24 protein-coding genes are annotated in these 26,994 nt (G+C 60.1%); 3 read left to right on the top strand and 21 right to left on the bottom strand.

The window, feature by feature from the left end:
• Positions 1–54: 54 nt before the first annotated feature.
• The 5 genes from ACGHIZ_RS00265 to ACGHIZ_RS00245 all read right to left on the bottom strand — a co-directional run bounded on the left by ACGHIZ_RS00265 (position 55) and on the right by ACGHIZ_RS00245 (position 5,685).
• A complete protein-coding gene (locus ACGHIZ_RS00265; protein ID WP_390448268.1) occupies positions 55–1,275 on the bottom strand; it encodes a peptidylprolyl isomerase in 1,221 nt (406 codons plus the stop codon).
• A 170-nt stretch (positions 1,276–1,445) separates the two neighbouring features.
• On the bottom strand, positions 1,446–1,910 hold the full coding sequence (locus ACGHIZ_RS00260) for a PTS sugar transporter subunit IIA (RefSeq protein WP_117746187.1): 465 nt from the start codon (positions 1,908–1,910) through the stop codon (positions 1,446–1,448).
• A gap of 152 nt (positions 1,911–2,062) precedes the next feature.
• Positions 2,063–2,764: a phosphoribosylglycinamide formyltransferase gene (gene purN / locus ACGHIZ_RS00255; protein ID WP_055285383.1), complete on the bottom strand. Its 702-nt coding sequence runs from the start codon at positions 2,762–2,764 to the stop codon at positions 2,063–2,065.
• Complete coding sequence (gene purM / locus ACGHIZ_RS00250) at positions 2,754–3,857, bottom strand: phosphoribosylformylglycinamidine cyclo-ligase (RefSeq protein WP_117655823.1); 1,104 nt, start codon at positions 3,855–3,857, stop codon at positions 2,754–2,756. The genes purN and purM overlap by 11 nt, the downstream gene beginning before the upstream one ends.
• 157 nt (positions 3,858–4,014) lie before the next feature.
• The gene (locus ACGHIZ_RS00245; RefSeq protein WP_138113623.1) at positions 4,015–5,685 is read right to left on the bottom strand and encodes an amidophosphoribosyltransferase; all 1,671 of its coding nucleotides are present in this window, start codon (positions 5,683–5,685) and stop codon (positions 4,015–4,017) included.
• Positions 5,686–5,979: 294 nt separating this feature from the next.
• Here ACGHIZ_RS00245 and ACGHIZ_RS00240 point away from each other — a divergent pair, with 294 nt between their 5' ends.
• A complete protein-coding gene (locus tag ACGHIZ_RS00240) occupies positions 5,980–7,209 on the top strand; it encodes a putative ABC transporter permease (protein ID WP_138113621.1) in 1,230 nt (409 codons plus the stop codon).
• A 106-nt stretch (positions 7,210–7,315) separates the two neighbouring features.
• On the opposite strand, the gene ACGHIZ_RS00235 is transcribed toward ACGHIZ_RS00240, so the two are convergent.
• The 11 genes from ACGHIZ_RS00235 to ACGHIZ_RS00185 form a co-directional block, all read right to left on the bottom strand.
• Entirely contained in the window at positions 7,316–7,735 is a 420-nt protein-coding gene (locus ACGHIZ_RS00235; protein WP_117746184.1) for a molybdenum cofactor biosynthesis protein MoaE, read from the bottom strand.
• 64 nt (positions 7,736–7,799) lie between these two features.
• Entirely contained in the window at positions 7,800–8,798 is a 999-nt protein-coding gene (locus ACGHIZ_RS00230) for a class B sortase (RefSeq protein WP_117746183.1), read from the bottom strand.
• 35 nt (positions 8,799–8,833) lie between these two features.
• Positions 8,834–9,298, bottom strand: a complete 465-nt coding sequence (purE, locus tag ACGHIZ_RS00225; protein WP_006235810.1) for a 5-(carboxyamino)imidazole ribonucleotide mutase — start codon at positions 9,296–9,298, stop codon at positions 8,834–8,836.
• Between the two features lie 613 nt (positions 9,299–9,911).
• Complete coding sequence (locus ACGHIZ_RS00220) at positions 9,912–10,820, bottom strand: ROK family protein (protein ID WP_089572591.1); 909 nt, start codon at positions 10,818–10,820, stop codon at positions 9,912–9,914.
• A gap of 24 nt (positions 10,821–10,844) precedes the next feature.
• Complete coding sequence (locus ACGHIZ_RS00215) at positions 10,845–12,311, bottom strand: glycoside hydrolase family 1 protein (RefSeq protein WP_390449942.1); 1,467 nt, start codon at positions 12,309–12,311, stop codon at positions 10,845–10,847.
• 74 nt (positions 12,312–12,385) lie between these two features.
• Complete coding sequence (locus tag ACGHIZ_RS00210) at positions 12,386–12,601, bottom strand: type II toxin-antitoxin system RelB/DinJ family antitoxin (protein ID WP_390446660.1); 216 nt, start codon at positions 12,599–12,601, stop codon at positions 12,386–12,388.
• Positions 12,602–12,648: 47 nt separating this feature from the next.
• Positions 12,649–13,704 carry an IS1595 family transposase gene (locus tag ACGHIZ_RS00205; protein ID WP_390446657.1) on the bottom strand — a complete coding sequence of 352 codons (1,056 nt, stop codon included), beginning with the start codon at positions 13,702–13,704 and terminating at the stop codon, positions 12,649–12,651.
• Positions 13,705–13,882: 178 nt separating this feature from the next.
• Complete coding sequence (locus tag ACGHIZ_RS00200) at positions 13,883–14,224, bottom strand: PTS lactose/cellobiose transporter subunit IIA (RefSeq protein ID WP_089572593.1); 342 nt, start codon at positions 14,222–14,224, stop codon at positions 13,883–13,885.
• 2 nt (positions 14,225–14,226) lie between these two features.
• On the bottom strand, positions 14,227–14,523 hold the full coding sequence (locus ACGHIZ_RS00195) for a PTS sugar transporter subunit IIB (RefSeq protein WP_368141105.1): 297 nt from the start codon (positions 14,521–14,523) through the stop codon (positions 14,227–14,229).
• A 48-nt stretch (positions 14,524–14,571) separates the two neighbouring features.
• Positions 14,572–15,834 carry a PTS transporter subunit EIIC gene (locus ACGHIZ_RS00190; RefSeq protein ID WP_161155939.1) on the bottom strand — a complete coding sequence of 421 codons (1,263 nt, stop codon included), beginning with the start codon at positions 15,832–15,834 and terminating at the stop codon, positions 14,572–14,574.
• 184 nt (positions 15,835–16,018) lie between these two features.
• Complete coding sequence (locus ACGHIZ_RS00185) at positions 16,019–16,822, bottom strand: ChbG/HpnK family deacetylase (RefSeq protein ID WP_233502133.1); 804 nt, start codon at positions 16,820–16,822, stop codon at positions 16,019–16,021.
• Positions 16,823–17,074: 252 nt separating this feature from the next.
• Between ACGHIZ_RS00185 and ACGHIZ_RS00180 the strand changes: the two genes are divergently transcribed.
• On the top strand, positions 17,075–17,896 hold the full coding sequence (locus ACGHIZ_RS00180) for a MurR/RpiR family transcriptional regulator (RefSeq protein ID WP_161155935.1): 822 nt from the start codon (positions 17,075–17,077) through the stop codon (positions 17,894–17,896).
• Positions 17,897–17,916: 20 nt separating this feature from the next.
• Here the strand turns inward: ACGHIZ_RS00180 and ACGHIZ_RS00175 are convergent, their stop codons facing one another.
• The 3 genes from ACGHIZ_RS00175 to ACGHIZ_RS00165 form a co-directional block, all read right to left on the bottom strand.
• Positions 17,917–19,305: a glycoside hydrolase family 1 protein gene (locus ACGHIZ_RS00175; RefSeq protein WP_161155933.1), complete on the bottom strand. Its 1,389-nt coding sequence runs from the start codon at positions 19,303–19,305 to the stop codon at positions 17,917–17,919.
• A gap of 362 nt (positions 19,306–19,667) precedes the next feature.
• Positions 19,668–19,916: a hypothetical protein gene (locus tag ACGHIZ_RS00170; protein ID WP_368141103.1), complete on the bottom strand. Its 249-nt coding sequence runs from the start codon at positions 19,914–19,916 to the stop codon at positions 19,668–19,670.
• A 203-nt stretch (positions 19,917–20,119) separates the two neighbouring features.
• Positions 20,120–21,262 carry a YhcG family protein gene (locus ACGHIZ_RS00165; protein ID WP_089572600.1) on the bottom strand — a complete coding sequence of 381 codons (1,143 nt, stop codon included), beginning with the start codon at positions 21,260–21,262 and terminating at the stop codon, positions 20,120–20,122.
• A gap of 120 nt (positions 21,263–21,382) precedes the next feature.
• Here ACGHIZ_RS00165 and ACGHIZ_RS00160 point away from each other — a divergent pair, with 120 nt between their 5' ends.
• Positions 21,383–22,240, top strand: coding sequence for a DMT family transporter (locus tag ACGHIZ_RS00160; protein WP_368141102.1), 858 nt, complete (start codon positions 21,383–21,385; stop codon positions 22,238–22,240).
• On the opposite strand, the gene carB is transcribed toward ACGHIZ_RS00160, so the two are convergent.
• A complete protein-coding gene (carB, locus tag ACGHIZ_RS00155) occupies positions 22,203–25,517 on the bottom strand; it encodes a carbamoyl-phosphate synthase large subunit (RefSeq protein WP_390448258.1) in 3,315 nt (1,104 codons plus the stop codon). The two genes, ACGHIZ_RS00160 and carB, sit on opposite strands and share 38 nt — an antisense overlap.
• A 1-nt stretch (position 25,518) precedes the next feature.
• Entirely contained in the window at positions 25,519–26,958 is a 1,440-nt protein-coding gene (gene carA, locus ACGHIZ_RS00150; protein ID WP_390448255.1) for a glutamine-hydrolyzing carbamoyl-phosphate synthase small subunit, read from the bottom strand.
• Between the last annotated feature and the right edge of the window lie 36 nt (positions 26,959–26,994).

Here is a 26,994-nt window from a genome sequence, read left to right as displayed (position 1 = left end):
CTGCAAATCCTCTCTAATAGCGTGGGCGGCACTCGCGCGAGCACCGCCCCATGATTACTCAGTCGTCGACGAATCGTCGGTCGAACTCTTGGTGACGCCCTTCAGGCTGACGTTGTACGGCACGTCCTTGGGCATGGGGTTAACGGTGATGTCGGCGTCCTTCTTGTACTGCTCCAGCCACTCACTGTATGCAGTACTGGCCGCCTGCGTCTTCACCACGTTGGAGACGTACTTCTTGATGGCCTTGGGCACCTGGTTGATGTCATCAACCTGATTATCGACATGGAAGTAGTCGGTGCACTTGATGACGTGGTAGCCGTACGTCGACTCGACCACGTCGCTCACATCGCCCTTGTTGAGCCCCTCGAGCGCCGTCTGGTAGCTGTCGACGAAGGTAGTGAGCTTATCCCAACCCACATTGCCCTTCTTCTCCTTGGAGCCGGTGTCATCGGAATACTGCTCCACGGCGTCCTCAAAGCTCAGCTCGCCGGAGTTGATCTTGTCCAAACACTCCTGCGCCTTGGCCTTGGCAGCGGCCTTGTCCTCGTCGGAAGCATCGGAATCGACCTTGATCAGGATGTTCGACGAGCGGCGAGCATCGTTGTAGTTAGACAGATTCTCGTTGATGTAATCGACGATCTCGCTGTCCTTGGGCTTGCTGGTGGGCGCCACGGCATCCTTGAGTTTCTGCTGCGCCAGGCTCTCCTTGAGCGAGTCCTTGTAGGTGTCCTCGGTATAGCCGTAGGTCTTGAGGGTCTTCTTAAAGGCCTTGGCACCGCCCGCGCTCTTGCACGCGTCCTTCCAAGCCTTCTCGACCTCCTCGTCCGACACCGTCACGCCGTTCTCCTTCTGTGCCTGCTGAAGCAGAATCTGCTGCGTGTAGGAGTCGATGAGTTGCTTGCGGTACTTCTTGGGCGTGAGGTCGTTGTCAACCAGATACTGCGCCCAATCCTCATCCTTGGTGTAGCCGTAGGACGTGCGCATGCTCATGATCTGCTTGGTCACGGTGTCCTCGGTAAGGTTGGTGCCGTTGATAGTGGCAGCAACACCGCCGGTCAGCTTGTAGCCCGAGGTGTCCTCAGCCTGCGACATAAGGCCGGAGCACGCCATCGCCGAGACGGAAAGCAGCATCGCCAGCACGCCGATGACCACCAGAACGATCTTGACGGTCTTAGACACGTACGTCTTGCGCTGCTTCTTGCGAGAGCTGGAGGCAGCGCGGGCCTGCTGCTCGGGCGTCGGCGCGGCCTCGGAGTTCTTTTTCTTATTTGCCATAGTTGGCCTTTCGCATAACGAATCGAACAAACGCCATTGTGTCACAACGCAGCCCCCGCGGCACGCTTGGTGCATTGGGGACAGATTAATCTGCACCATTTTGGTGCAAAGGGGACAGCTCTGGCAGCCGGCAGTTAGGGACAGTCCCCAAGTGCCGACTCAGCCCCACCTTAGAAGTGGCGGCGGATGGCGTCGACCATGCCCTGGGACGTGGTCTGGCCGAGCACGTCGGCTGCGGCATCGGCGTCCATAAAGATGTTCATGAGCGCCTGCAGGGCTTCGACCTGGCCTCCCGGCTCGGCGATGCCCAGATTAATGACGATCTGCGCCGACACCGGAGCGCCCATGCCAGCCATAGCGTTAAATGTCACGGGCGCGGCGGGCTTCACCACCGCGATATAGGGCTTGGCCACAAACCCCGGATCGGTATGCGGAATGGCAATGTTTGCCGCCGGCATGGCAAGACCCGTGGGATAGGCATCCTCGCGCGTGCGAACGGCGTCGAGCCAACCGGATGCAATGTAGCCACGTGGTGCAAGCTCGCCCTCGAGCCGCGCGAACACCTCATCCGGCGTCGCACACTCCCAATCAAAAAACACCAGCTCAGGCGTAAACAGCGCTTCGTTATCCGCCATGCGCTCACCTCTCTCACCTAGTCACCTGCGACGTTCTTGAATGACCAGTCGTTAAAGCCCGTTCCCGATGACTACCCAAAACAAAAGGTGGCCACGCGCGCCTTGGCGCCAATGACCACCCTGACTACTCGGCTAAATTGTACTGTGCGCCGCTAGCCGCGAGGCGCGTCAATTGCGACCTTGCCGCTCTCCAGCACGTGGACGCGGCCGTCGGCGAGCATCTGAACAACCTCGGGATACAGCACGTGCTCAATCGCGTGGATGTGCTCCTCGAGCGTGTCGACATCCCAACCTTCCTCGACAGCCAGCGCGCGCTGGGCGATGATGGGGCCGTTGTCGTAGATCTCGTTGGCAAAGTGCACGGTCACACCGGTTACCTTGACGCCGCGCGCAAAGGCATCGTCGATCGCATGCGCGCCGGTAAAGCTCGGCAGCAGTGCCGGATGCAAGTTGACCACGCGGTTGGGAAACGCCGCCAGCAGCGGCGTGTGCACCATGCGCATGTAACCGGCCATGACCACATATTCGCAGCCGCGCTCGAGCAGCTCGTGCGCGATGATCTCGTCGGCGGCGATGGGGTCGGCATAGACATCCTTGGACAGCGTGAGCGTCTGGATGCCCGCGCGCTCAGCGCGCTGCAAACCCTTAGCCGAAGGACGGCTCGACACCACAAGCTCAATCGAAGCGTTGAGCTTGCCGGCGGCGATCAGATCGATCAGCGCCTGCAGGTTGGTACCCGAACCGCTGATGAGCACACCGATCTTGAGCGGCTCGGCCGTATCGGTGCCGGTCGGACGGGTGTAGGGCACAAAGCCCAGGCCCTCGGCAGCAGCCATCTGCTCGTTAGCGCTCATCGGAGTACACGACCTTACCGGAGCCCTCGACGCACTCGCCCACGCGGAACGGCTTCTCGCCCAGCGCGACCAGGGCCTCGGTCACCGCGGCCTCGTCCTCGGGAGCGACGATCAGGCACAGGCCGACGCCCATGTTGAAGGTCTTGCATGCCTCGTTGGGCGCGAGCTCGGCCTGGCGCGACACGTAGGTGATGACGGGAGGAACGTCCCAGCCCATCTCGGCACCGTTGCGGGTGACCACGGCGTCGACGTCGTCGGCGAGCGCGCGGTTGAGGTTCTCGGTAATACCGCCGCCAGTGATGTGGGCAATGGCGTGCACCGGAGCGCCGCCGCGCAGCAGCTCCAGAATCGGCTTGACGTAGATGCGCGTGGGAGCCAGCAGGGCGTCTGCCAGCGAAGCACCGCCGAGCTCCTCGAGCGGACGGCTCAGCTCCTCCGCCTTAGCGGCGGCCTCGGGCGTGCCCGGCTTAATGCCGTCGACGCCGATGACCTTGCGCACGAGCGAGTAGCCGTTGGAGTGCACGCCGGTGGAAGGCAGGCCCAGGATCACATCGCCCGGGCGGACGTTTGCGGGGTCGAGCATCTTGGGACGGTCGACGACGCCCACGGTAAAGCCGGCAAGGTCGTAGTCGGCCGGAGCCATGACGCCGGGGTGCTCGGCCATCTCACCGCCCACGAGCGCGCAGCCCGCGAGCTTACAGCCATCGGCCACGCCCTTGATGATCTTTGCCATGTGCTCGGCCTCGATGTGGCCGATGGCAACGTAGTCCAGGAAGAACAGCGGCTCGGCGCCCGAAGCCAGAATGTCGTTGACGCACATAGCGACCAGGTCCTGGCCCACCGTCTCGTGGCGATCCATGATCTGGGCGAGCACGAGCTTGGTGCCCACGCCGTCGGTACCGCTAATCAGAATCGGGTCTTCCATATCCTTAAGCGCGGCGGCCGAGAACAGGCCACCAAAGCCACCGATGCCGCCGATGACCTCGGGACGGTTGGTGTCCTTAACCATTTGCTTAATAGCGTCGACGGCGCGGCCGCCCTCGGCGGTATCGACGCCGGCATCCTCATACGTCACATGCTTGCTGTCGCTCATCTGAGCCTTCCTCTCCCACTACCGTGGCGCCGCGCGGACGCCAAACGGTGCTCATAGTTGCGTTCATTTCGGCGCGCGCCATAACAACGCGCGCCGTCATATCAACAAAACAGCAGGTAAAACCTACCAAAATAAACCTGTCCCTTTTTGGCAGGTTTTAGGCCTCGCCGTGCTCCTCTTCCCAGCTGCGGTCGTCGTATTTCTCGACCACGGCGTCGTCATCAAAGTGCAGCGGCTTGTCCAGGTTGCGGGGCTTAAAGCCCTCCATGAACTTGTCGCGGCCAAAACTCTCGGGAATCGCCACGGGGTAGCGGCCGGTAAAGCACGCATCGCAGTAACCGCCCTTGGGCATGACCTTAAGCAGGCCCTCGACCGAAAGGAAGGCCAGCGAATCGGCGCCGATATACTCGCAAATCTCGTCGACCGTCTTGTTGGCGCTGATAAGCTGCGACTGCACGTCGGTATCGATACCGTAGAAGCACGGCCAGATGACCTCGGGCGAGTTGATGCGGATATGAATCTCCTTGGCGCCGGCATTGCGCAGCATCTTGACGAGCTGCACCATGGTGGTGCCGCGCACGATGGAGTCGTCGATGACGACCAGGCGCTTGCCCTCGATGTTGTCACGCAGCGGGTTGAGCTTCATACGCACGCCCATGGCACGCAGCTCCTGCGTAGGCTCGATAAACGTACGGCCCACATAGCGGTTCTTGATGAGGCCCTCGCCAAAGGGAATGCCACTCTCGTGCGAATAGCCCTCCGCGGGCGGCAGGCCGGAGTCGGGCACGCCGATGACCAGGTCGGCCTCGACGGGCTCCTCATGTGCCAGCTGACGACCCATGTCATAACGGCAGGCGTAGACGCTCTTGCCGTTCATGATGGAATCGGGGCGAGCAAAGTAGACCTGCTCAAAAATGCAGTTAGCAGGCTCTTCGGCGGCAGGCACGCCCTGCTCGGACACAAGGCCCTCGGCGCTGATGCGCAAAATCTCACCGGGACGGACGTCGCGGACGTACTCGGCGCCCACGATATCGAGCGCGCAGGTCTCGGAGGCAACGACCCAGCCGCCGGCGCGCGTGACATGGGTGGTGGCGTCGACCGTCGCGGCGCCGTCCTGCGACGGCAGCTGCGAAACGGATGCGGCATCGGCTTGGTCCAGACCCTCGTCCACCAGCTTGCCCAGCACGAGCGGGCGAATGCCGTGCGGATCGCGGAATGCGTAGAGCGCCTGCTCGTTGATGAGCGTCATGGCATAGCCGCCGCGCACGAGCTCCATGGTCTTGCGAATGCCCTCGCGTAGATGGCCTGTACGCTGAGTAAAGTAACCGATAAGCTTAGTCGCGACCTCGGAATCCGAATTGGAAAGGAACGGCACGCCCAGCTCGATCAGCTGGCGGCGCAGCTCGTCGGTGTTGACGAGGGTACCGTTGTGCGCGAGCGCGATAATGACGCTATTGATGGTAGAGAGGTGCGGCTGAGAGGCCTCCCAGCTCTTGGCACCGGCAGTGCCATAGCGCACGTGGCCCACGGCCAGCTGGCCGGAGAGTGTCGACAGGTCGGCGTTGGAGAACACGCGGTCGAGCAGGCCCAGGTCCTTGCGAACCATAACCGTGCCGCCATCACCCACGGCGATTCCCGCCGATTCCTGGCCGCGATGCTGTAGCGCGCGCAGACCAAAGTACGTCAGTCGAGCCACATCGCGATCGGGTGCCCACACACCAAAAATGCCGCATTCCTCATGCAGCTGGTCGGAGTCCGGATCATACGTCGACATGGTCTTCACCTGTCCCGCGGCACGCTCGGCCGCGCGGATGGTTTCTTGAGACATGGCATCCCCTCAGAGCCTCGTTATTTGGCGTTACCTGCCCTATTATACGCACGGCAAGACAAGCACTCCCGCGCATGAACAGCGCTTTTTAAAAGCCCACCGAGCTTATAATCCGTTTTGCAGCCAAACATTTTATTGGGCAACCGCCTCGGGGCCGACGATCCCGCATGCTTCCGTCGCGACGCGTCTCGTCCACCGCTAGGGCTTACATTGCTGCAATTGGGTCGTTTGTCCTGTCTTTTAGCAGGTCGGCGGCGTATCCTTGTACCTACAGCAAAACGAGAAAGGTTATGTATGGATCGAAACGAACTCGACCCCAGCGTCCCCAGCGTCACGGAGGTCAAGAAGATCCCCCTCATCATTAAGGTGTATGCCGTCCTGTGCATCCTGTCCGGTGTTGGTACGCTCCCGTCGGTCGGCGCCTTTATGTGGCAGGTCATCACCGCGCTCATCAACGGCAACGCCGCCGCCAACCTCGGCGACAACACGCTCGTCGCAGTCGGCCTTATCGTCGCCGGCATCATGCTCTCGGCTGCCAGTGCCGTCATCTTGATCATCTTTGGCCTGGACCTCATCAAGAACCAGCGCCGCAACGCCGCCCGTCTTTCCTACATCCTTATCGCGTTTACCGTCGTCGAGCTTTTAGTTGACGTGATGCTCCAGGGCATCGGACCCTTCCTGCTGCGCCCCGCCGTCCAGCTTGTCATCCTCATTGCGCTGTCGGCCACCGTCGACCCCACGCTACGCCAGGAGCGCGAACTGCAGCGCCGTCTGCAAGAGATGCTCGACCGCGATGCCGCCGCCGAGGGGATGCTCGGCCGCGACGAAACCGGCGAGGGCTACATCAAGCTCAACTACTTCAACCTGTTCTGGGTATTCTTCGTCTGCAGCGTGTTAGGTCTCATTCTCGAGGAAGTCTGGCATATGGTCGTCGTCGATCCCGGCGTCTATCAGGACCGTGCCGGTATGCTATTTGGCCCCTTTAGCCCCATCTACGGATTTGGCGCGGTGCTCATGACCATGGCGCTCAACCGCTTCTATAAAAAGAATCCTCTGATCATTTTCCTGGTAAGTGCCCTGATCGGCGGCGCTTTCGAGGTGTTTGTAGGCTGGTTTATGCAGACCTCATTTGGCGTGGTGTCGTGGAGCTATTCACACATTAGGCTATTCGGCATGCCCGATCCCATCGCGGTATTGACCGGGGGACGCACATGCACGCCGTTTGCCTGCATGTGGGGCCTGGGTGGCCTCATCTGGATCAAGGTCTTGCTGCCGCACCTGCTTAAGCTCATCAATATGATTCCATGGAAACGCCGCTACTCTGCTACCGTCATCCTGACCGCCGTCATGTTGATCGACGGCGTCATGACGTTGCAATCGCTCGACTATTGGTATCAGCGCGTCAACGGAACCGTTCGAAATATTCCCGTCGCACAGTTCTATGACAAGCATTTCGATAACGAATATATGGAGAACCGTTTTCAGAGTATGACCATGAGCCCCAAGGACGCCACACGCGTGTAGCAAACGCCAGAGCAAAATAGCTCCAACACATCAAAGCCCGCTGGCAGATCTACATGAACTGCCGGCGGGCTTTCGCTATAGACAGACTCGGATTGCCGACGAGGCCTTACGCCTCGCGCTCGACCTCGCTCACGCACTCGTTCTTGATGGTGCCGACGAGCGACTGCAGCGCATCGACCACATGCGGGCGAATGTCTCCGCCAATGAGCACGAGCATGATGTCGTCGCCCACGGTAAGCTCGCCGCTCGCCAGCCACACGCGCACATAGCCGATACCCGGCATCGTGCGCGTCGCCTCGATAGCGGCCTGCACCTTTTCGGCATCGAAGCCAAACACCATGCCGCCCACCTTGTGGCCTGGCGCCACGCCATCGGTCTCGACTCCGCGCACTTCGGCCTTGGGCGTCGCGCGCACCACACCGTTGTGTGTCAGGTACATCCCACAATCAGCCGCCGAAACATCGGCCTTGGCTTCGCGCAGCCAAGCATCAACCGAAGGCATCGATTTGCCGTTCTCGAGCATCATTTCTCCCTTACCGTCGTCGAGTAGCCAATTTGGAACGGGGCTTTTTTAGCTACTCTCGAACAACTTATTCCTCGACCGGCGTGAGCACCATGACAGCACGCGTGTTGCTCAGCGATAACGAACGACAGGTCACAAGCGTTACGACCTTGGTTGCCGAAGCAGCACGATCGGTGGCATCGCTCGCCACGGCAGAGGCACCGTCGAGCATCTCGGACAGGTAGTTCTTGAGCCCGTCGTCGCCCTCAAAATTGGGTATGCGCGCCTTGGCATACGTGTCCTCGACAACTTTGGTCGCCAGCGGACGCAGCTTATAGGTGGCGTCGCGCGTGATGTAATACACGTACTCTATGCTGTCGAACGTCGCCTGATCGGTCGTGTCCGAGATCACATTGAACATCGATCCGTCGTTCATGTGGTGACCATAGATCGTAGTCTGCTGATCCACCATGCCGGGCGCATTGTCCTCGTAATCCAAGAAGATAGCACCCGATGCGTTGGACGTGCCATCGAACAACGTGTTGAGGTACTTGGAGTTATCAGTAGCCTGCACTACTGGATAGTTAATGTTGGTGCCCGGTGCGTAAATCCAACCGACGACCTCGGGATTTGTCTGGGCAAGGGCATTAAAGTCGATAACCGGCACGCCGCTGGCGTCCTTAGCGGGCGCATATTGCTCTTCGATCTTTTGGTACGACTCGCTCGCCTGCTTGTAACCGATCTGCGCATTGATAAAGATGGCAGCGGCGGCAACAATCAGACCGATACCGATGATGATGAGCAGAATGGGAATGATGGAGCGGCGCTTTTTGCGCGGCGGCTCGGTATAATCCGACGGCGCGGCATGCGATGAAGACCGGGGCGGCTTCTTAGCGGTGCTATAAGACGAAGGGCGATACGCAGCCGGCGTATCCTGACGGCGATGGGACGTCGGCGTTACAGAACGCGGCGCGCGCGGCTGCTGAGGAGAGGATGTCCGACCCTGCTGTGCCGCACGGGCAGCACCTGGCTTCGACGGATCGGGAATCTGAGAAGCCTTGAATCGTTTTCCCTGATAGTCGGACATGGCTCTCCTTATACTGCGGTGAAACGGCGGAACGCCTAGGCGTCGGCCATCTCCTGCTTCATCTTCTCGATAACCTTGCGATACTCGGGGTCGCAGGCGCCCAGGATCTGCGTAGCATAGATAGCGGCGTTCTTGGCGCCGTTGATGGCAACGCAGGCCACGGGCACACCCGAAGGCATCTGCACCATCGACAGCAGCGAATCCATACCGCCCAGGTCACTTGTCTTCATAGGCACGCCGATAACCGGCAGCGGCGTAAAGGCAGCCACGACACCACCCAGGTGAGCAGCCTTGCCGGCGGCGGCGATAATCACTTTGATACCGCGATCGGCGGCAGTCGAGGCCCACTCGTGGACCTTCGCCGGCGTGCGGTGTGCGCTCGCAATGACGAGCTCATAGGGCACACCCAGCGCCTCGAGCTCGGCGGTGCAACCTTCCATAACGCCCAGATCGGACTTGGAACCCATGATGATCCCGACGACCGGCTTTTGATCTGCCATAAACAAAGACCTCCTGTTGAGAGCGGCGACGCGGCGGATCCGCGACCCTTAACTACTGAGAGTAGTATAGCTTCTCCCGTCCCTGCGGTCTGCGTGGTGCTTTGCGGGCGGGCCAGGCTTTATCTTCACTCCGGTTGCTTTGCAAAGTCGTTCAGATAAAGCCTGTCCCGCCCGCAAAGCACCCCTCGACCTACCGGGGATTGCTATGACGTACGTTGGCTGATTTGGGTTGGAATGAAAGGTTTGCGGAGGGTTGTGGACAGTTAGTTCAGATACGTATTTTTTGGCCGTGCTTCTTGGCGCTAATAGAGTGGTTTGAAGTCACTTTGAGCCCCATGACAACCTTTCTCCCCCTTATATGAGCGTCTCCACCGGTTCAGAAAGTCAAATTCAGCCCAATCGGGCTCAGGTCGGCCTTTACACACCCTCTGAAAAATACGTATCTGAGCTAACTGTCCAGCGACATTCTCGATCAACAGCAAAAGGCCTCCTGGCGAATGAAAATTCGCCAGGAGGCCCCTTACAAAACGTGGGCTCCTTCGTTCGAATGAACGAAGGAGCCCATACTCTTTTTTTAGGACAGGAGGCCGCGAGTCGGGCCACCAGCCGCCAATCAATCGCACTCGCCAAGCGAGCGGCGCAGCGTGCGCACAGCGCCAAGCAAATTGGCATCGTTGCCGTTCTGTGCTGGCTTGATGCAGGGCCTCGGTATGATGGGAAGAACGTGAGCCTGATCCATCATGCGCTCAAATGCCTCAAACAGCTCGGGACGGGCGCTGATTCCGCCGCCGACCACGATGACCTCAGGGTCGATGACCGACTGCAACCCCATCAGCATGTTGTCGAAGACCAACGCGTATGCATCCAGACCGCGACGAGCGTCCTCATCCCCCTCTTCAATCCAAGAGAAAATCCGATATCCGTCGATATCATCGGTCGGATCAATCCCCTTCGCCGCACACACCTGGTCTCGGAGCGCCCGCCAGCTGGTGACATCACCGTACACCGACCCAAAGGTCACGGGCTTGCGCACATCGTTGCTCACAAAGCACACGGTGCCGGCGAGATTGTGCGCGCCTCGCAAGATGTGACCGTCAACAACGATGGCACCGCCGAGACCCGTACCGATCACCACCATCAACCCCAGGGAGACCCCCTTCAGCGCGCCGACGGCATATTCTCCCAGTGCCGCGCACATCGCATCGTTCTCGATGGTTACGGGAAGCCCCGTGCTCTCGCGCAAGATGCGACCGAGCGGATATCCGTCCAAACAGTGAAGGGCGCCGCCTCCCCCAACCACGCCATCGGAATCGCCTTCGGAAAAGACTCCGGGCATACTTATTCCCACACCCCTCACCCGGGCGCGATGGGGCTCGATCACCGAGCGGAACGTTTCGATAACCTGGTCGGCGGGCGAGGTGCATGTTGGGATACTTCCGTGCTCCTCAATGTGGTAGTCGGCGTTCACCACCGCCCATTTCACCTGAGTGCCGCCCGCATCTATACCGAAATAGCAGTCCATAATCTTATCCCCTGTCCCATAGGGTTAGTCCAGGTCCTCGCCGTTGCTCTCGATGACCTTCTTGTACCAATAGAAGCTGTCCTTGCGGCTGCGCGCGAGCGTGCCCTTGCCCTCGTCGTCGCGGTCGACGTAGACGAAGCCGTAGCGCTTGCGCATCTCGCCCGTGCCGGCGCTGACCAGGTCGATGCAGCCCCACATGGTGTAGCCCATGAGGTCCACGCCGTCGAGTTCCACGGCATCCTCCATGCTCTGGATGTTCTTGCGCAGGTAGTCGATGCGGTAGCCGTCATGGATGGAGCCGTCGGCCTTCACCTCGTCGCTCCAGCCGATACCGTTCTCCACGATCCAAAGCGGCTTGTGATAGCGGTCGTAGAGCTCGTTCAAGGCGATGCGCAGGCAATACGGATCGGTCGCCCAGCCCCAGGCGTTGGTCTCGAGGTAGGGGTTTTTCACCATGCCGAAAGCGAGATTGCCGGACGCGACCTCGAGCTCCTTCTGGCGCAACGATACCGTCGAGCCTCCGTAGCACGAGAACGACAGGAAATCTGCCGGATAGGTTGCGAGAAGCTCGAGGTCGTTCTCGCCCATTTCCAGCTTGATGCCCGCGCGCTCCATCTCCCTCAAGCGATAGGCGGGATAGTGGCCGCCCACCTGCACGTCGGCATACCACAGCGCGTCACGCTCGCGTTCCATGGCGAGCAGATGATCGGCGGGGTCGGCGGAATAGGAGTAGATGGGGTTGTACGCGAGCATCTGACCCACCATGATCTTAGGGGAGATTTGGTGCGCCGACCGAACCGTAAGGGCAGACGCCACGAACTGGTTGTGCGCCGCCTGGGCCTTCGCATGGGGGCTCCCATCCGTAAGCCCGCCCGCCATGAAGCTCCCCATGCTCATCATGTTGATCTCGTTGAAGGTGAGCCAGTACTTCACCTTGCCCTGATAGTGCTTCATGACGCAGGTGGCGTAGCGCACGAACAGGTCGATGAGCTCGCGGCTCTTCCAACCGCCGTACTTGTTCACGAGCGCGAGCGGGGTCTCGTAGTGCGAGAGCGTCACGAGCGGTTCGATGCCGTACTTAGCGCACTCGTCAAACACGGCGTCGTAGAACGCTAGACCCTCGGTGTTGGGCTCAGCCTCCTCGCCCGTGGGGAAGATGCGCGCCCAGTTCATGGACAGGCGGAAGCACTTGAAGCCCATCTCGCCCATGAGGGCGATGTCCTCGGCGTAGTGGTGGTAGAAGTCGGTGGCCGTGTGGCTGGGATAGTAGTAGCCATCAACCACCGCCACCTCCAGCCCTTCAGGAAGTCCCTCCTCGCAAACCGCATACACGGGAAGCGCGCCGGTTTCCCCTGTCGCGGTATTACGCCACGTTATCTGCCGTGACACCGTATGGCTACCGCTGGTCATGGCGTCCGAGGTGTTCGGTCCTTTGCCGCCCTCTTCCCAGCCGCCCTCATACTGGTTGGCGGCGGTGGCGCCACCCCACAGGAAACCTTCCGGAAAGGCTCTGTTAGACCAAATTTGACACGATCGGCTGTTCGTCGAACCGGAAAATAATCGGGCTACCCCCGTCCATCGCGGTCCCCGCCCTCCCCGTCAGCCTTCCCCTCAGATCCCAGCCTGACGTCGAAGGGCAGGCCGCCCTCGCGGATCACCGCCCTGAGGAATATGTTCATGGCGCCCGACATGGAGAGCCCGAGCTCGTCGAGCACGGCTGCGGCCTCCCTTTTGACCTCGGGATCGATTCTTATCGTGGTGGCCGGGACGTTCGATGTCATTGCCGCTCCTTCCGCGGTCGCTGCTCCGTGGCCACCATTTTAATTCGCTAGGCCGCCCGCCCGTCCCAGTAGTCCATGAGGGGAGGCTCGAGGCCGAACATGTCGCGGACGCGGGTCGAGCAGGAGCCGTTGGCGAGCTGGCGGGCGACCGTGGACTCCGCCGCGCGCGAACCCGCCGCCATGAAGGTGCGGCACCAGCGGAACCAGTCGAGGTAGGCTCCCAAGTGCTTGGTGGACACTCCCTTGAAGCGGGCCATGAACGAGCCGAGGAGCGAATGGACGGCGTTGATGCGGTTGATGGTGCCCTCCGAGCGGTCCTTGGAATCATAGGATTCATGCGAGGCGACCTTCAGGTCGCGCAGCACGTCGATGTACGCGGTCGCCTTGTCCGTGGCGACGACCGCGCCCGCGCCGATGCGGTCGCGAAGGGCCTCCGCCGCACGCTTGCGCGAGACAACGCCGCGGCCCGAGACCTCGAAGAAGGTGGCGTCCGTGTCGCTAACGCCCGTCATGACGCAGATCTGCTCGCGGGAGAGGCCGCGCCTGTGGACCTGCTTGCCGCGGTGGCGAGCCTTTCTCGGCAGGGTGAAGGAGCCTTTTGAATGGTTGCCCTTGAAGGACTCGGGGAAGTACGTCTCGTCGAGCTCGCAAGCCTGCCCCTGCCCCACATGGAACGTGGGCGAGTATTCCTTCAGGCACTCAATGAGCCTGTGGCGCATGGTGTAGGCGGTCTTGAGGCAGACACCGCAGCGGCCGGCGCACTCGCGGAGAGGGAGCATGAGGGCGAAGCACTCGGCATAGGCCATCCAGGTCTCGCGGGGCAACTTGCTCGTGCCGAGGATCCGGTCGGTGGAGCCGGAGAACGTCCTGCCGCAGTCGCGGCAGAGGTAGCGCTGCTCGCCGTTCCTGGACTTGCCCTTCTTGACGATAGCGACCGAGCCGCAACGGGGGCAGCGCTCTACCTCATAGCCATCTCCCGCCGCATCGTCGAACATGGCGGCGCGGACGACGTCCCCGACCAACTCGACGGCTTTACGGCGCTCGGTCCTGCTGAGCTTCGCCAGGCTCTTCTTGAGGGTGATGACCAGGTCGTCTGCATCCATGGGCGCTCCTTCGACGTTAATTGAAGGGTACCGCCTCGCGGTGACATCGTTTTTATGTCAACCTTGGTCTAACAGAGCCTCCGGAAATGCCATTGGGTACCTCCTCGATCGTGAAAACATCTTCATGAAACGGGAAGACGGGCTGCATGGCAGTCCCGGCTTCCCGTCAGATAATCAGTTAGGCGCTTGCACCCATGCGTTGATAGACCGTGATGAAGCGCTCGGCAAGGATACGGAAGCCCTCAGCGCTCATGAGCTGATCCTCCGCATGCAGCAAGATGATGCGAAACGGCAGCTCCTCGCCGCTGGCCTCTTGCTGAAGCAGTTTCATGTGAGCGTCGTGGCCTGCGTTGAACACCACGTTGCCCTCGTCGATAAGTTTCCGGGCGGCCTCAAAATCACCATTCTCGGCACAGGTTATCGCTTCGAGGTAGCAGCTGCGCGCGCTCCCCACCTGAGCGACGATAGAGAAGCACGTCATTTCAAACTGATCGATCGCTTCTTGTTTGATCTCTGACATGGCTATGCCCCCAGCAACTTTCGAGCCTGTTTGAGCACGGCCTCGGCGTTCATTGTCCCATACGCTGTCATATCAATCGGCTCCACCGGACAGTTCACTTGATTCTTCACCTTGTTGAGTTCAAAGCGAACCTGCGGTCCCAGCAGGATAACGTCGCTATCCGCATATTCCGCCGCTTGGTTGACAGGGTGCGCCTCGATGGTGCACACGAAACCGTCTTTTTCAGCCGTCTGTTGCATGCGCTGTACCAGCATGCTCGTCGAAGCGCCCGCGGCGCACATAAGTACGATATGTTTCATCCTACGCTCCCAACCTCATGGAAAATGATGGTGTGAATATGAAAATCCCTATGCGGCCGATTCCTCGAGAGCGGCCTGCTCCTCTCGCAACGCCTGGCGATCAGCCATAAGGGTGAAGGGGGTATACATGAGCACCGACACCGCCAAAACCGCAACCGAGATCACCAGGCACCCGATGCCGCCCTGCATGAATGCGATGACCGGCTGGGGAAGCACCCAGGGAAGCTGAATCGTGGGATTGAACGCAGCCCCAAGACCGAGGGCGTAAAGCGCCTGGACCACGATGGCGCAGACCGGGATGTTCAGCACGAACGGGATGAAGTACGTGGGATTCAGCACGACCGGCAGACCGAACATGAGCGGCTCGGAGATATTGAAAAGCGACGGAACAAGCGCGATGCCGCGAATCGCCTTGAAGCGCTCGGACTTGGTGAAGAGCAGCGAGATGCTGATGCCCAGGGCGTTAGCCTGGCCACCGATGGCGGTGCCGAGCGCGACGACGGCCCAAGCGCCATAGGGCAGTGCCTCGCCCGCGATGATGGCCTCGGTGTTAGCAGCGCTGCAAGCCATGATTACCGGAGCGTAGAAGTTGAGCATCACGTTGGGGTGGACACCGAAGAACCAGAAGATCGACTGCAGCGAGCACACGATGATATAGGCCAAAGGAGAGGCACCGACCATCGTGACCGGCGTGCCGATCAAGGTGTTGATCATATCGAACAGGTTGCCCCACGGGGTGAAAGAAAGACCCCACTTGGCAAACCACACCGCAGTGAATAGCACGATGGCGGCAAACATCGGCGACAGCGAGTCTGCAACCATGGGCGGAACCATATCGGGGAGCTTGATTTCAAGCTTGCTCATCAAAATGGCTGTCACCTTCGGCACGATCAGGCCAAGCAGAATGGCGACGAAGATGCCGTTCGATCCCATGTACGACGTGTTGATGAAACTCGCCATGGGAATATCCTCGAACGATTGCTGCGGCATGAATGCCAAAAACACCGCGCCGCTCACGATGCCACCGGTATAACCGCTAAGGCCGCATACCTTACCCCACCTCAAACCGATGAAGAAGGAGATGTATATACCCATCATGTTCATGGTAACGGTGAGGATGGAGTTGCCGGTCGCCATGAGACCGCTCGAAACCACCCAATCGGAGAACCCCGGAATGGGGAAGTTGATGAGAATCGCGATAACCGAGACGCCAAGGGTCATGGGCAGCGTGCACATCATGCCGCCCATGAGGGCGTCGAGCATCTTGCTGTCAGCAACCTTGCTTGCCACAGGTGCGATTGTCTTATCCATTATGTTTTGGATCTTGTCGAATACCGCCATGTTTCAGCTCCAATCTTTGCAGTGAACTCTATCGATGCCCGCGTGCGGCATCTTCCCCTCTAGATAGCGCATCCACCTCTCTTCAAAATCACAACGACGTGCTTCAGGCAGTACGCCATTCAGCGTGAATTGGCGAGATTGCCCCAGCGGACGCTTACGTCAGGTCCGCGTACGTCACGAGCCCCACGTCCTGCTCTGCAAGCCATGCGGCGACATCAGGGTCGACAAGCATCGCGGCTTCCCGGATGCGGGCCTCGAGCATGGTCGAGTTATCTCGCAAGTACGCGTCGATATAACCTGGGTGAAACACCATGAGACGGCATATCCCTTCCGGTGTCGTTTCAAGCGCCTCTCGAAGCGCCGCAAAGGGATCCGCTTCATATGACGAGAAATCCTTGGGAACATAGGAAAGCACCGGCGTCGAGCGAAAGGTGACTGGCTCGCCCGGAGCACCCATCGCGAAATAGGGCAGGCCGTGACGCTCGGCAACGATCTCAAGGCCGCGGAAGAACATGGGGCTTGCGACCGCATGTCCCTCGAAGTAATCGGGCTCACGCCCGACGAGCTCAAGGAATCGCCGATACTGCGCCTCGATTTCGATAATGACCTCGTCAAGCACCACGAAGTCCTCCCCAGCCCGCGCGGCGGCGCGATATGCTGAGCTCCGCTTGAAATTGCCATCATCGTCAACGATGCTCGAGATGAGCGAGGAATCGCTGAGGGGCCTACCCGTGCAGATATTGGTGTGCTGGCCCAAGCAGAGATCCTTGATTTGCAGGCGCGCCAAACCGCTTTCTGCAAGCGGCATGTTGGTCATGACGCCCACCGAGCGAATGAGCCCCGCTTGGACCGCGGCCGCTATCCCGCAATTAACACCGTCGCTGTAACCTAAATCGTCGGCGCGCAGCAATAACCGCTTCATCCGATCCTCCTCAACCGATATCTCGTCGAGCGGCAAAGCAACGAAGCGATGCCCTGTGTAGAGCCGATGCCGTGTTCCGGCGGGGCGGCAAGCTTCGTCGTCTCTTCTTGCATTAAGTATGACGCCGGCTATATCCAAAATCGGTTACATGCTGTGCCACAAGGTTGCGAGATGGCTACGCGAGTTTCATAACGTGAAACTCCGCAGGAATACCGGCATGTTTGAGCTATAGTTTGGTCAAATGAGGCCCTCTTATTCGGGCCACTGAGCATAAAGGGGACAGCCATCATGGAAAAATCCATCTCGATGGGATCGGTTGCCGAACGGTTGCTTGACTACATCGACACCGCAATGCAGCACGACACCAACTACGAGATAGCGACCACGCTGGTGAAAAACTACAGCAAGCTGAGCGAGCTCTCGATTGGAGAAATCGCCGACATGTGCTTCGTCTCGAAGGCTTCAGTGTCGCGATTCTGCCGGTTTATGGGTTTCGCTGATTTCAAGGACCTGCGCAACCAGCTTGAACATGACGTCCTCAAAACCGGGTTGTTTCCACATGCCTTTGTAGAACAGCTGTCAAACGACACGGAAGGCGCTCTGGCATCCTACCGGGAGGCGATCCTGCTCAATATCGAAACGACCATCTCGGCGGCAAACATCGCGAAACTGCCCGCCATTGTCGATGATTTGCACGACAGCGGGCATGTCGCGTTCTTCTCCCACCACTTCCTCTGGGACGTGGGCCGCTACTTCCAAAGCAGGCTCACCATCATGAACCGCCCCATCGAGCTTTACCTCGATTATTCATCGCAGCTCGCCTGCGCGCAATCGCTCACCAAATCCAGCCTCGCCATCATTTGCAGCATAGGGGGAACATACCCCATTCGTTATCCAGAAATCGTCAACGCACTCGCCGCCTCCGGCTGTCGTCTTCTCGCCATCACACAAAACACCTCAAGCGCCTACTGGAACCATGCCTCCTGCATACTGAGCTGCGGAGTGACCAACAACATCGACACGGGCAAGTTCGGTGCGCTTGCCGCCATCGACTTGATAGTCATGGAATACCTGAGGCGTTATGGAGCCGATTCCGGTACTGGCGAGTAATCTCGTCGGACCACCGACGCTCAGCAGGGCAAGCCGTTTTCTCTAATCACGTCCTGATACCAGAAGAAGCTGTCCTTCCTGAAACGAGCGCATTGCTTCGCATCGGTTTCCGTGCGATCGACATACAGAAGGCCGTAGCGCTTAGTGAACCCCTGATGACTTGAGCATAGATCCATGAGGCTCCAAACGCAGTAGCCGAAGACGGGATAGCCTTCGCGAATGAGCTCCTCGACCTCGCCCAAATGTCGTGAAAGGTATTCGATGCGCACGGCATCATGCACCCTGTTCTCCTCGTCAAGTGACTCGGAAAGCGCCATGCCGTTCTCCGTGACGATCATCGGAAGCTGGTAGCGATCGTAGAGCTTGCGCATGCCCACGCGAAGCCCAAGGGGGTCGATGCCGTTCGACATCCACTCGGTCGGCGCGATCGCAGGGTTATCGCAGAGTTCGAAATCCCCGCCCGACCACGGAGGGAACCGGTCGAAGCGGATGGGCTCCGTGCGCTCATGCGCACAATTGCTGAAATAGTAGTTCACCCCAAGAAAATCGGGCCTCGTCGCGACCAGGATGTCGTGGTCCCCGCACTCAACAACAGGGTAGAAACCTTCGCGCTCCAGGTAATAGCGCGCATAAGGCGAGATGTCGCCGCGCACACTCAGGTCGAGCAGGTAGTTCTGCATCATCTCCTCGGCGTTCATGGCCGCAAGCACATCCGCCGAAGCGCTCGTCCGCGGGTTGACCACCTGCATGGCGACAACGGGGCCGATCTGCGCATCGGGGTCGATCTGTCGCAGACACGCGATGGCGCGATGCTCGGCAAGAGCGACATGATAGCTCATCTGGTAGGCGTTCTTCTGCCGTTGGCGCGGATCGGTTTCGGTGTCACCCGTGTTGCTGGGCGCGGAGGTCGCAATTAGCTGTTCATTCACGGTAACCCAGCGCTTGACGCGCCCCTTGAAGTGCGTGAAGCAGATTTCGGCATAGCGCACATAGAAGTCGATCATCTTACGGCTCTTCCAGCCGCCGAAGGCCTCGACCAACGCACTCGGACATTCGAAGTGATACAGGGTGACCAAGGGCTCGATCCCTCGCTCCAGCAGGTAGTCAATCAGCTGGTCATAAAACGCCAAGCCCTCAGGATTGGGATCCCCCGAGGCATCGGGCATGATGCGGCTCCAAGCGAAACCCATCCGGTAGACCTTGATGCCGAGCTCGGCCATGAGGTCGACATCCTCACGCCAGTGATGATAGTGGTCCGAGGCGATCTTGTTATCGGCGATGCCGGGACGCCCCGGGCCGCGATCGGTGGTTGCCGGACCTTTGCCTCCTTCATCATACCCACCCTCAACCTGAAAAGCGCTGGTGGAAGCACCCCAGAGGAAACCTTCGGGAAACCGGTGCTGAGTCATGAGTTCAACCTCTCGTCACGGATGTCACTTCTTGCAACTCCCGTTATAACGGATGTACGAACCAAAGCCTGTTACTCATTCCCGGGCAATGTTTCACGATTTGAAAACGGCCGTGCCATCATGCACCGCAAACTCTAAAGAACATGCCGTCGCGAAGGCCAAGCCTCATGCCCGCCACCGTCACGTGCCGGCGCCGCACACCGCCAAGCCGCTACTCCCCGTCGCGGAAGGTCAGGAGGTCGCGGTAGTCCGTGTCGCGCGTGCTGCCCGTCTTCGAGAACGGGTTCACCGAAGCAGGACACCTCATCCTCAAGATCTACCTCCTCGACGAAACCAAGGTCGATTTAGGAGACGCAACGTTACTACAGCGCAGGGAAAACGGCCCGCCGAATAAAATCGGATCGATCCCCCGTCTTTCGGTCGATTGCCACCACCATGGATGCCGAAAAGCGCACGGTAACTGCAACAAGCGGCTCATCAGCAACAACGCTAGGCCTGACATGGATGCGCTCAAGACGACCCGTCCAAATCTCTTGCTCAAACTCTACGCTCTCGCGCTCGATATCTTCGTCTGTCAGGACCGATCCATCAGCTAGTTTGTACTCAGTCATTATCTAGAACCTCCCTCTCAGACAAACCATGCTTGAGAGCATTGCGGTGGACAATTGCCATGGAAGTATCCTCTCCTCCAGGCAGAGTTTGTCATACTCATTGCATGACAAACTCTGCCTTGATACGTTCCCCACCCCATGCTCATCGGCAAAGCTCAAGGCCATAAGCGAAATAAGCTTCTAACACCGAACAATTCCTACCGCTACCCATCAGACCTCTCCAGCAACATCCGTAAGTCATCGATGGGCGGCAGAGCATCGAGCAACTCTCGTGGCATATCCTTCGACGTCTTATAGGTGGCCACACCCATGGGTTTTGTGAAGTCTTGGATCACATAGTCAACAAATCCCTTGTCCATGTCTTTGCAAAGCACAAGGCCTATGGAGGGATTCTCGTGCTCGCGACGCTCAAAGTCGTCCAGGATGCGTAGATAGCCAGAGAGCTGGCCGAGATAGGCCGGCTTGAAGGGGCCGCTCTTGAGCTCGACTGCAACTAAACAGTTGAGGTCGCGGTTGAAGAACAGGAGGTCGATGTACTGATCGATGCCAAAGGCGTCGAGATGGTACTGGTTTCCCACAAACGCGAAGGCTCGACCGAACGTCATGATGAACTGCTTGATATTCTGCACGATGCCTTGCTCTAACACGCGCTCGTCGACATCCTCCGCATCGCGCACCCCGAGTTCCTCAACATTGATAAAGTCGAGCAGATACTCGTCCTTGAACGTGGCGATAGCGCGCAGCGCCTGCTGACCCTTTGGCAGCGTTGAGAGGAAGTTGTTGGAGACCTCTCCTTGATGATGAAAGTCGTCCGCCTTCAGCGAGCGTTTGAGCGCCTCCACACTTAAGTGCTCAAATGCGCACTTGTGAATGTAGAAGAGCCGCTCGTCAAGGGTCTTAGCACCTGCAAGGATATACCGATGATGGGTAAACCCAATCGCTAAAAAATCATCGAGAGAACATGTGTTTGAATTCGGCACTTGCAAGTGACGAATTTGCAGAAGGCCACCGTCTGAAGATTCGTCACTCACGAGTGACGAATCGAGAAACGCCTGTTCATCGCCCGGAGCAGACCAAGCTTCAAAGAAGATTCGCATATATTTGAGACTTGTTGTGGAGAAGCCCCTGAGTCCTGGCAGCTCCTTCCGCAATTGTTCGCTGATGGTTTTGAGCGCGTTGGTTCCCCACGTGCCATTGCGCGTGTTGGCGGAGACGTAGCCTCCCACGGCGAAATAGAGCTGCAGCTGCTGAGCGTTGGCGCTCTTCGCCGCAGCATACTGCGCACGCAATATCGCCGTCTTGATGGTCTGAACTTCCTCACGATAGCCCGTAATCTCTGACATCATGGCGTTCTCCTCTTCTTACGAACTTGTGTTCCATGACGCGTTCTATGCTATCAACGCGTGCGGACACAAAATTGCGCGTACCATAGAGGCGTTTTCTGCTTCGCCTCGTTTGGGAGATGTATGTCCAAACCCTCATCCGCACTCGACGCCAGCTCTTGCGATGTTTACGCCGACTCCGCGCGCCACCCTCTCACGCGCACATGGTGCGTAGCTGCGCTCGCCCTCATCTGCTGCGCGCTCTGGGGCAGTGCGATCCCCTGCATCAAGATCGGCTACGAGCTTCTCGGCATCCAAAACGGCGACGTACCATCGGAGTTTCTCTTCGCTGGCGTGCGCTTTATGCTTGCCGGCGCTATCGCACTTGCCGCTGCAGTCATAACAAGACGTCGCTTGCCTCGTGTCTCACGCACGGGATGGCCACTCGTTATCAGACTCTCGCTTGCCCAAACTATCGTGCAGTACGCCTTCTTTTATATCGGCGTTTCAAACGCTTCGGGTGTGCGCGGCTCAATCGTCAACGCTATGAACACGTTTCTCTGCGTGTTGATGGCAGCGCTCGTGTTCCGGCAAGAACGGCTCACTGCGCGCAAAGTCCTCGGCTGCGCTATAGGTTTTACCGGAGTCGTTATCGTCAACCTCACTGGTGGCGATAGCGGCGGCGCCGTCACGCTCACAGGCGAGGGCTTCATCCTTATTGCCGCTGTCTCCTACGCTGTCTCGTCTGCCCTCATCCACACCTACTCCCAGCGCGAGGACCCCGTGGCGCTCAGCGGCTACCAGTTTATCAGCCCTAGTCATCGCTCAAAGCCCCTTCGGCAGCACACGGTGCCACCGAGTCACCGCAGGCCGGGGCGGGAGGCGGTCCTTTCTCTCGGAAAACTTCGCGAAGCCCAGTTTCCGAGAGAAAGTGTCCGGCTGCCGCCCCGGCCGGCCAGGTCAACTACACCGTGTGCTGCGGCAGGTCCTGCAGGGCGATGACGTCCATGCCCATGTCGTTGGCGCTACCGTGACCCTGCTGGTCCTCACGCACCGCCTCGATGGCACTCACGTACGTGTTGGCGGCAGACATCGCCGTCACGCAGGTCACGCCACGACGGACGGCCTCGGTGCGCAGTAGATAGCCGTCGCCACGAGAACCCGGGCCATACGGCGTATTGACGATCACCGCAATCTTGCCGTCGGCGATCAGGTCGCCGATGTTGGGACGCTCGCCATCGTGCGGGCCGCTAATCTTCTCCACGACCTCACACGTCACGTTGCCGCCGCGCAGCACGCGCGCCGTACCCTCGGTGGAGCAGATATCAAAGCCCAGGTAGCGAAGGATACGCGCGACCGAAAGGATATGACGCTTGTCGCGGTCGCACACGCTAATGAACACCTTACCGGCGCTCGGGTCGGGCAGCTTGTAATCAATCGCCAGCTGCGTCTTGGCGTATGCCTCGGGATAGCTCTTGGCGATACCCATGACCTCGCCCGTCGACTTCATCTCGGGCCCCAGGATAACGTCAGCGCCCGGGAAACGACCCCAGGGCATAACGGCTTCCTTCATGCAGAACCAATCGAGCTGACGCTCGTCGCTCGGCAGGCCCAGGCTGGCGATGGAATCGCCTGCCATGATACGCGCCGCGCACTTGGCCAGCGGCACGCCGGTGGCCTTGGAGATGAACGGCACGGTACGGCTGGCACGCGGGTTGGCCTCGATCACGTAGACGGTCTCGCCCTTAATGGCGTACTGCACGTTAACCAGGCCGCGTACGCCCAGCGCCATCGCGATGCGGCGCGTGGTCTCGCGAAGCTTTGCCTGCAGGCTCTCGCTAAAGCTGAACGGCGGAATGCAGGTCGCAGAGTCGCCGGAGTGAATACCGGCCTCCTCGATATGCTCCAGAATGCCGCCGATGTAGACCTCTTCGCCATCGCACAGGGCGTCGACATCGGACTCGATCGCGCCCTCCAGGAAGCGGTCCAGATACACCGGGTAGTCGGGGCTAATGCGCGCAGCCTCGGCCATGTAATCGCGCAGATGCTCGGCATCGTAGGCGATCATCATGCCGCGGCCGCCCAGCACGTAGCTCGGACGCACCAGCAGCGGGTAGCCAATATGCGCGGCTACGACCTCGGCCTCCTCAAACGAGGTGGCCTGGCCCGCCGGCGGGTACATGATGCCCAGCTTGTCGAGCAGAGCGGCGAAGCGCTCGCGGTCCTCGGCAAAGTCGATGGCATCGGGCTTGGTGCCCATGATGTTCACGCCGCTCTCCTCGAGCATGCGCGCCAGCTTAAGCGGGGTCTGGCCGCCAAGCGTCACCACGACGCCATCGGGGCGCTCAACGTCGATAACGTCCATGACGTCCTCGTAGGTGAGCGGCTCAAAGTACAGGCGGTCGGACGTGTCGTAGTCGGTCGAGACGGTCTCGGGATTGCAGTTGACCATGATGGTCTCAAAGCCGCGGGCCGCCAGCGCATAGCTCGCATGCACGCAGCAGTAATCGAACTCGATGCCCTGGCCAATACGGTTGGGGCCGGCGCCCAGGATCATCGCCTTGGGCTTGTCCGCCGGCGTGGTCTCGTCGGGAGCCACGCACTTCTTGGCATCCGGGCTCGTGCGGTAGATGTTCTCGTACGTCTTGTAGTGGTACTCCGTGGCGCTCGAGAACTCCGCAGCGCAGGTATCGACCGTCTTCATGCTGGGAACCACGCCCAGACCCTTGCGATAGGCGCGCACAAAGCGCTCGTCCGAGCCGGTCAGCGCGGCGATCTCGGCGTCGCTCGTACCGTACTGCTTGAGCAGGCGCATCGCGTCGGCGTCGATATCCTCCACACGCAGGCCGCGGATGCTCTCCTGGACCTCAACCATATCGTTGATACGGTTGAGGTACCACGGATCGATACCGCAGATGGCATGGATGCGAGCAATGTCCCAGCCACGGCGCAGGGCCTCGACCACAAAGAAGATGCGATGCTCGGTCGGGGTGGCCACGGCCTGAGCAAGCTCGTCGTCGCTCAGCTTATCGGCACCCTCTTTGCCACCGGCGCAAATGCCCTGGTGGCCGTCCTCCAGCGAGCGCATGGCCTTGCCAAAGGCCTCCTCAAAGGTGCGGCCGATCGCCATGATCTCGCCCACGGCCTTCATGCGCGTGGTGAGCGTGGGGTCGGTTCCCTTGAACTTCTCGAAGGCAAAGCGCGGCACCTTGACCACACAGTAGTCGATTGTGGGCTCAAAGCAGGCGGGCGTAGCCTTGGTGATGTCGTTGACGATCTCGTCGAGCGTGTAGCCCACAGCCAGACGCGCGGCGGCCTTGGCGATGGGGAAACCCGTGGCCTTGGAAGCGAGGGCGGACGAGCGGCTCACGCGCGGGTTCATCTCGATGACGATCAGGCGGCCGGTCTGGGGGTTCACGGCAAACTGCACGTTAGAGCCGCCGGTCTCGACGCCAATCTTCTCCAGAATGGCGAGCGAGGCCACGCGCATGCGCTGATACTCAAGGTCGGAGAGCGTCTGCGCCGGCGCCACAGTGATGGAGTCGCCGGTGTGCACGCCCATGGGGTCGAGGTTCTCGATGGAGCACACGATGATGCCGTTGCCGGCGTGGTCACGCATAACCTCCATCTCGTACTCTTTCCAACCCTCGATGGACTCCTCGACCAGCACCTCGTGGGCAGGCGAGAGTTCAAGGCCCTGGCTCACGATGGAGACGAGCTCCTCGTGGGTGTGAGCGATGCCGCCGCCGGCGCCGCCGAGGGTAAAGCTCGGGCGCAGTACGCAGGGATATCCCACGCGCTCGGCGATGGCCTCGGCGTCGGCCACGCTGTAGGCATAGCCCGAGCGCGCGACCTCCAGGCCGATCTCGGCCATGGCCTCGTTAAAGAGCTTGCGGTCCTCGCCGCGCTCGATGGCGGCCAGGTCGCAGCCGATCATCTCGACGCCGTACTTGTCGAGCGTGCCGTCTTTCGCCAGCTCGACGGCGGCGTTCAGACCGGTCTGGCCGCCCAGCGTGGGCAGCAGCACGTCCGGGCGCTCTTTCTTGATTACGCGCTCGATAAATTCGGCGGTGATGGGCTCGACATAGGTGCGGTCGGCAAGACCCGGGTCGGTCATGATGGTCGCCGGGTTGGAGTTGACCAGGATGACCTCAAAGCCATCCTCCTTGAGCACCTTGCAGGCCTGGGCGCCGGAGTAGTCGAACTCGCAGGCCTGGCCGATGACGATGGGGCCCGAACCAATGACGAGGATGCGCTTGATGTCAGTACGTTTAGGCATGTTAGTTCTCCTCGGTCTCAGCGGTCTCGGACTCAGCAAAGTTCCAGCCAGCCAGGCGGTCCTTCGCGGTGTCGATGTCCAGGTAGTTCTCCTCGCCGTCCATGAGTCGCGTAAAGGCGGTAAAGAGATAGTGGGCATCGGTGGGGCCAGGCGAGGCCTCGGGGTGGTACTGGACCGAGAAGCACGGGGCGTCGAGCAGCTGGATGCCCTCGGCGGTGCCGTCGTTGAGGTTCACATGTGTCAGGCGAATGCGGCCAAAGCGCTCGTTCATCACGACCGGCGCGATTCCGCGGCGCACCCAGACGCGCAGATCTCCATCGGCCGCATGCTCGGTCTCGCCGCCGGAAAGCTCGGGGACAAGCTTGCCCAAGCTGGGGAACAGCAGGCCAAAGCCATGGTTTTGCGCGGTGATCTCCACGCGACGGCTTACCAGGTTCATGACCGGCTGGTTGCCGCCGCGGTGACCGAACTTAAGCTTTTCCATCTGGGCGCCGCAGGCCAGGCTGATCATCTGGTGACCAAGACAAATACCAAAGACCGGCACCTTGCCGATCAGCTGCTGCACCTGCTCGTAGGTCTCCACCACGGCGTCGGGGTCGCCGGGGCCGTTGGACAAAAAGACGCCATCGGGATTCATGTCGAGCACCTCACTCGCAGGCGTATCCCACGGCACGACAGTAAGGTCGCAGCCGGCGCGGACGAGGCCCTCCAGAATGCCGCGCTTCACACCGCAGTCGTAGGCGACCACTTTGTGACGGGCAGGAGCGGCAGCCGAAAGCGCAAAGTCATGCGTGGCAGGCAGGTCGGCGGCCACAAACTCGTGAGGCGCGGGGCAGCTTACGGTCTTGACCAGGTTCTCGCCTACCAGCGTGGGCGCTGCGGCCAGACGCTCGGCAAGCTCGTCGACGTCGAAGATCTCGGTCGAGATAATGCCCATTTTGGAACCATTGTCGCGCAGATGGCGCACCAGAGCGCGGGTGTCGACGCCCTCGATAGCGACGATGCCGTGAGCGCGCAGGTACTCCGGCACGCTAACGGCCGAGCGCCAGTTAGAAGGCGTGGCGCACATGTCGCGAACGATCATGCCGCGCATGGCCGGAGCGCTCGCAGGGCGCACGGCGTCGCCGGGGAAGGCCGACTGGACGTCGGTCTCGTCGATACCGTAGTTGCCGATCTGCGGATAGGTCATGGTTACGATTTGGCCGGCATAACTCGGGTCGGTCATGACCTCAAAGTAGCCCTCGAGCGAGGTGTTGAAGCAGACTTCGCCGGTCGCGGTGCCCTCGGCGCCGCATGCACGTCCATAAAAAATGGTCCCATCCTCAAGATACAGGATGCAGGGACCGCAGGTGCCCTTGCTGGTTTTGGCCAGCATGCGCTGGCAAAGCTCGCTGGGCGCGAAGGTGCGGGCGGCAGCGCCCGCGGTATGGTTGTTCGCCATAATTCTCCTTCCCGGTCTCACAGGACCGGCTTAAAG

The organism is Collinsella sp. i05-0019-G5, assembly GCF_042851345.1.
In the GTDB taxonomy this organism is placed as follows: Bacteria; Actinomycetota; Coriobacteriia; order Coriobacteriales; family Coriobacteriaceae; genus Collinsella.
This window is presented reverse-complemented; position numbering and strand designations above follow the sequence as displayed.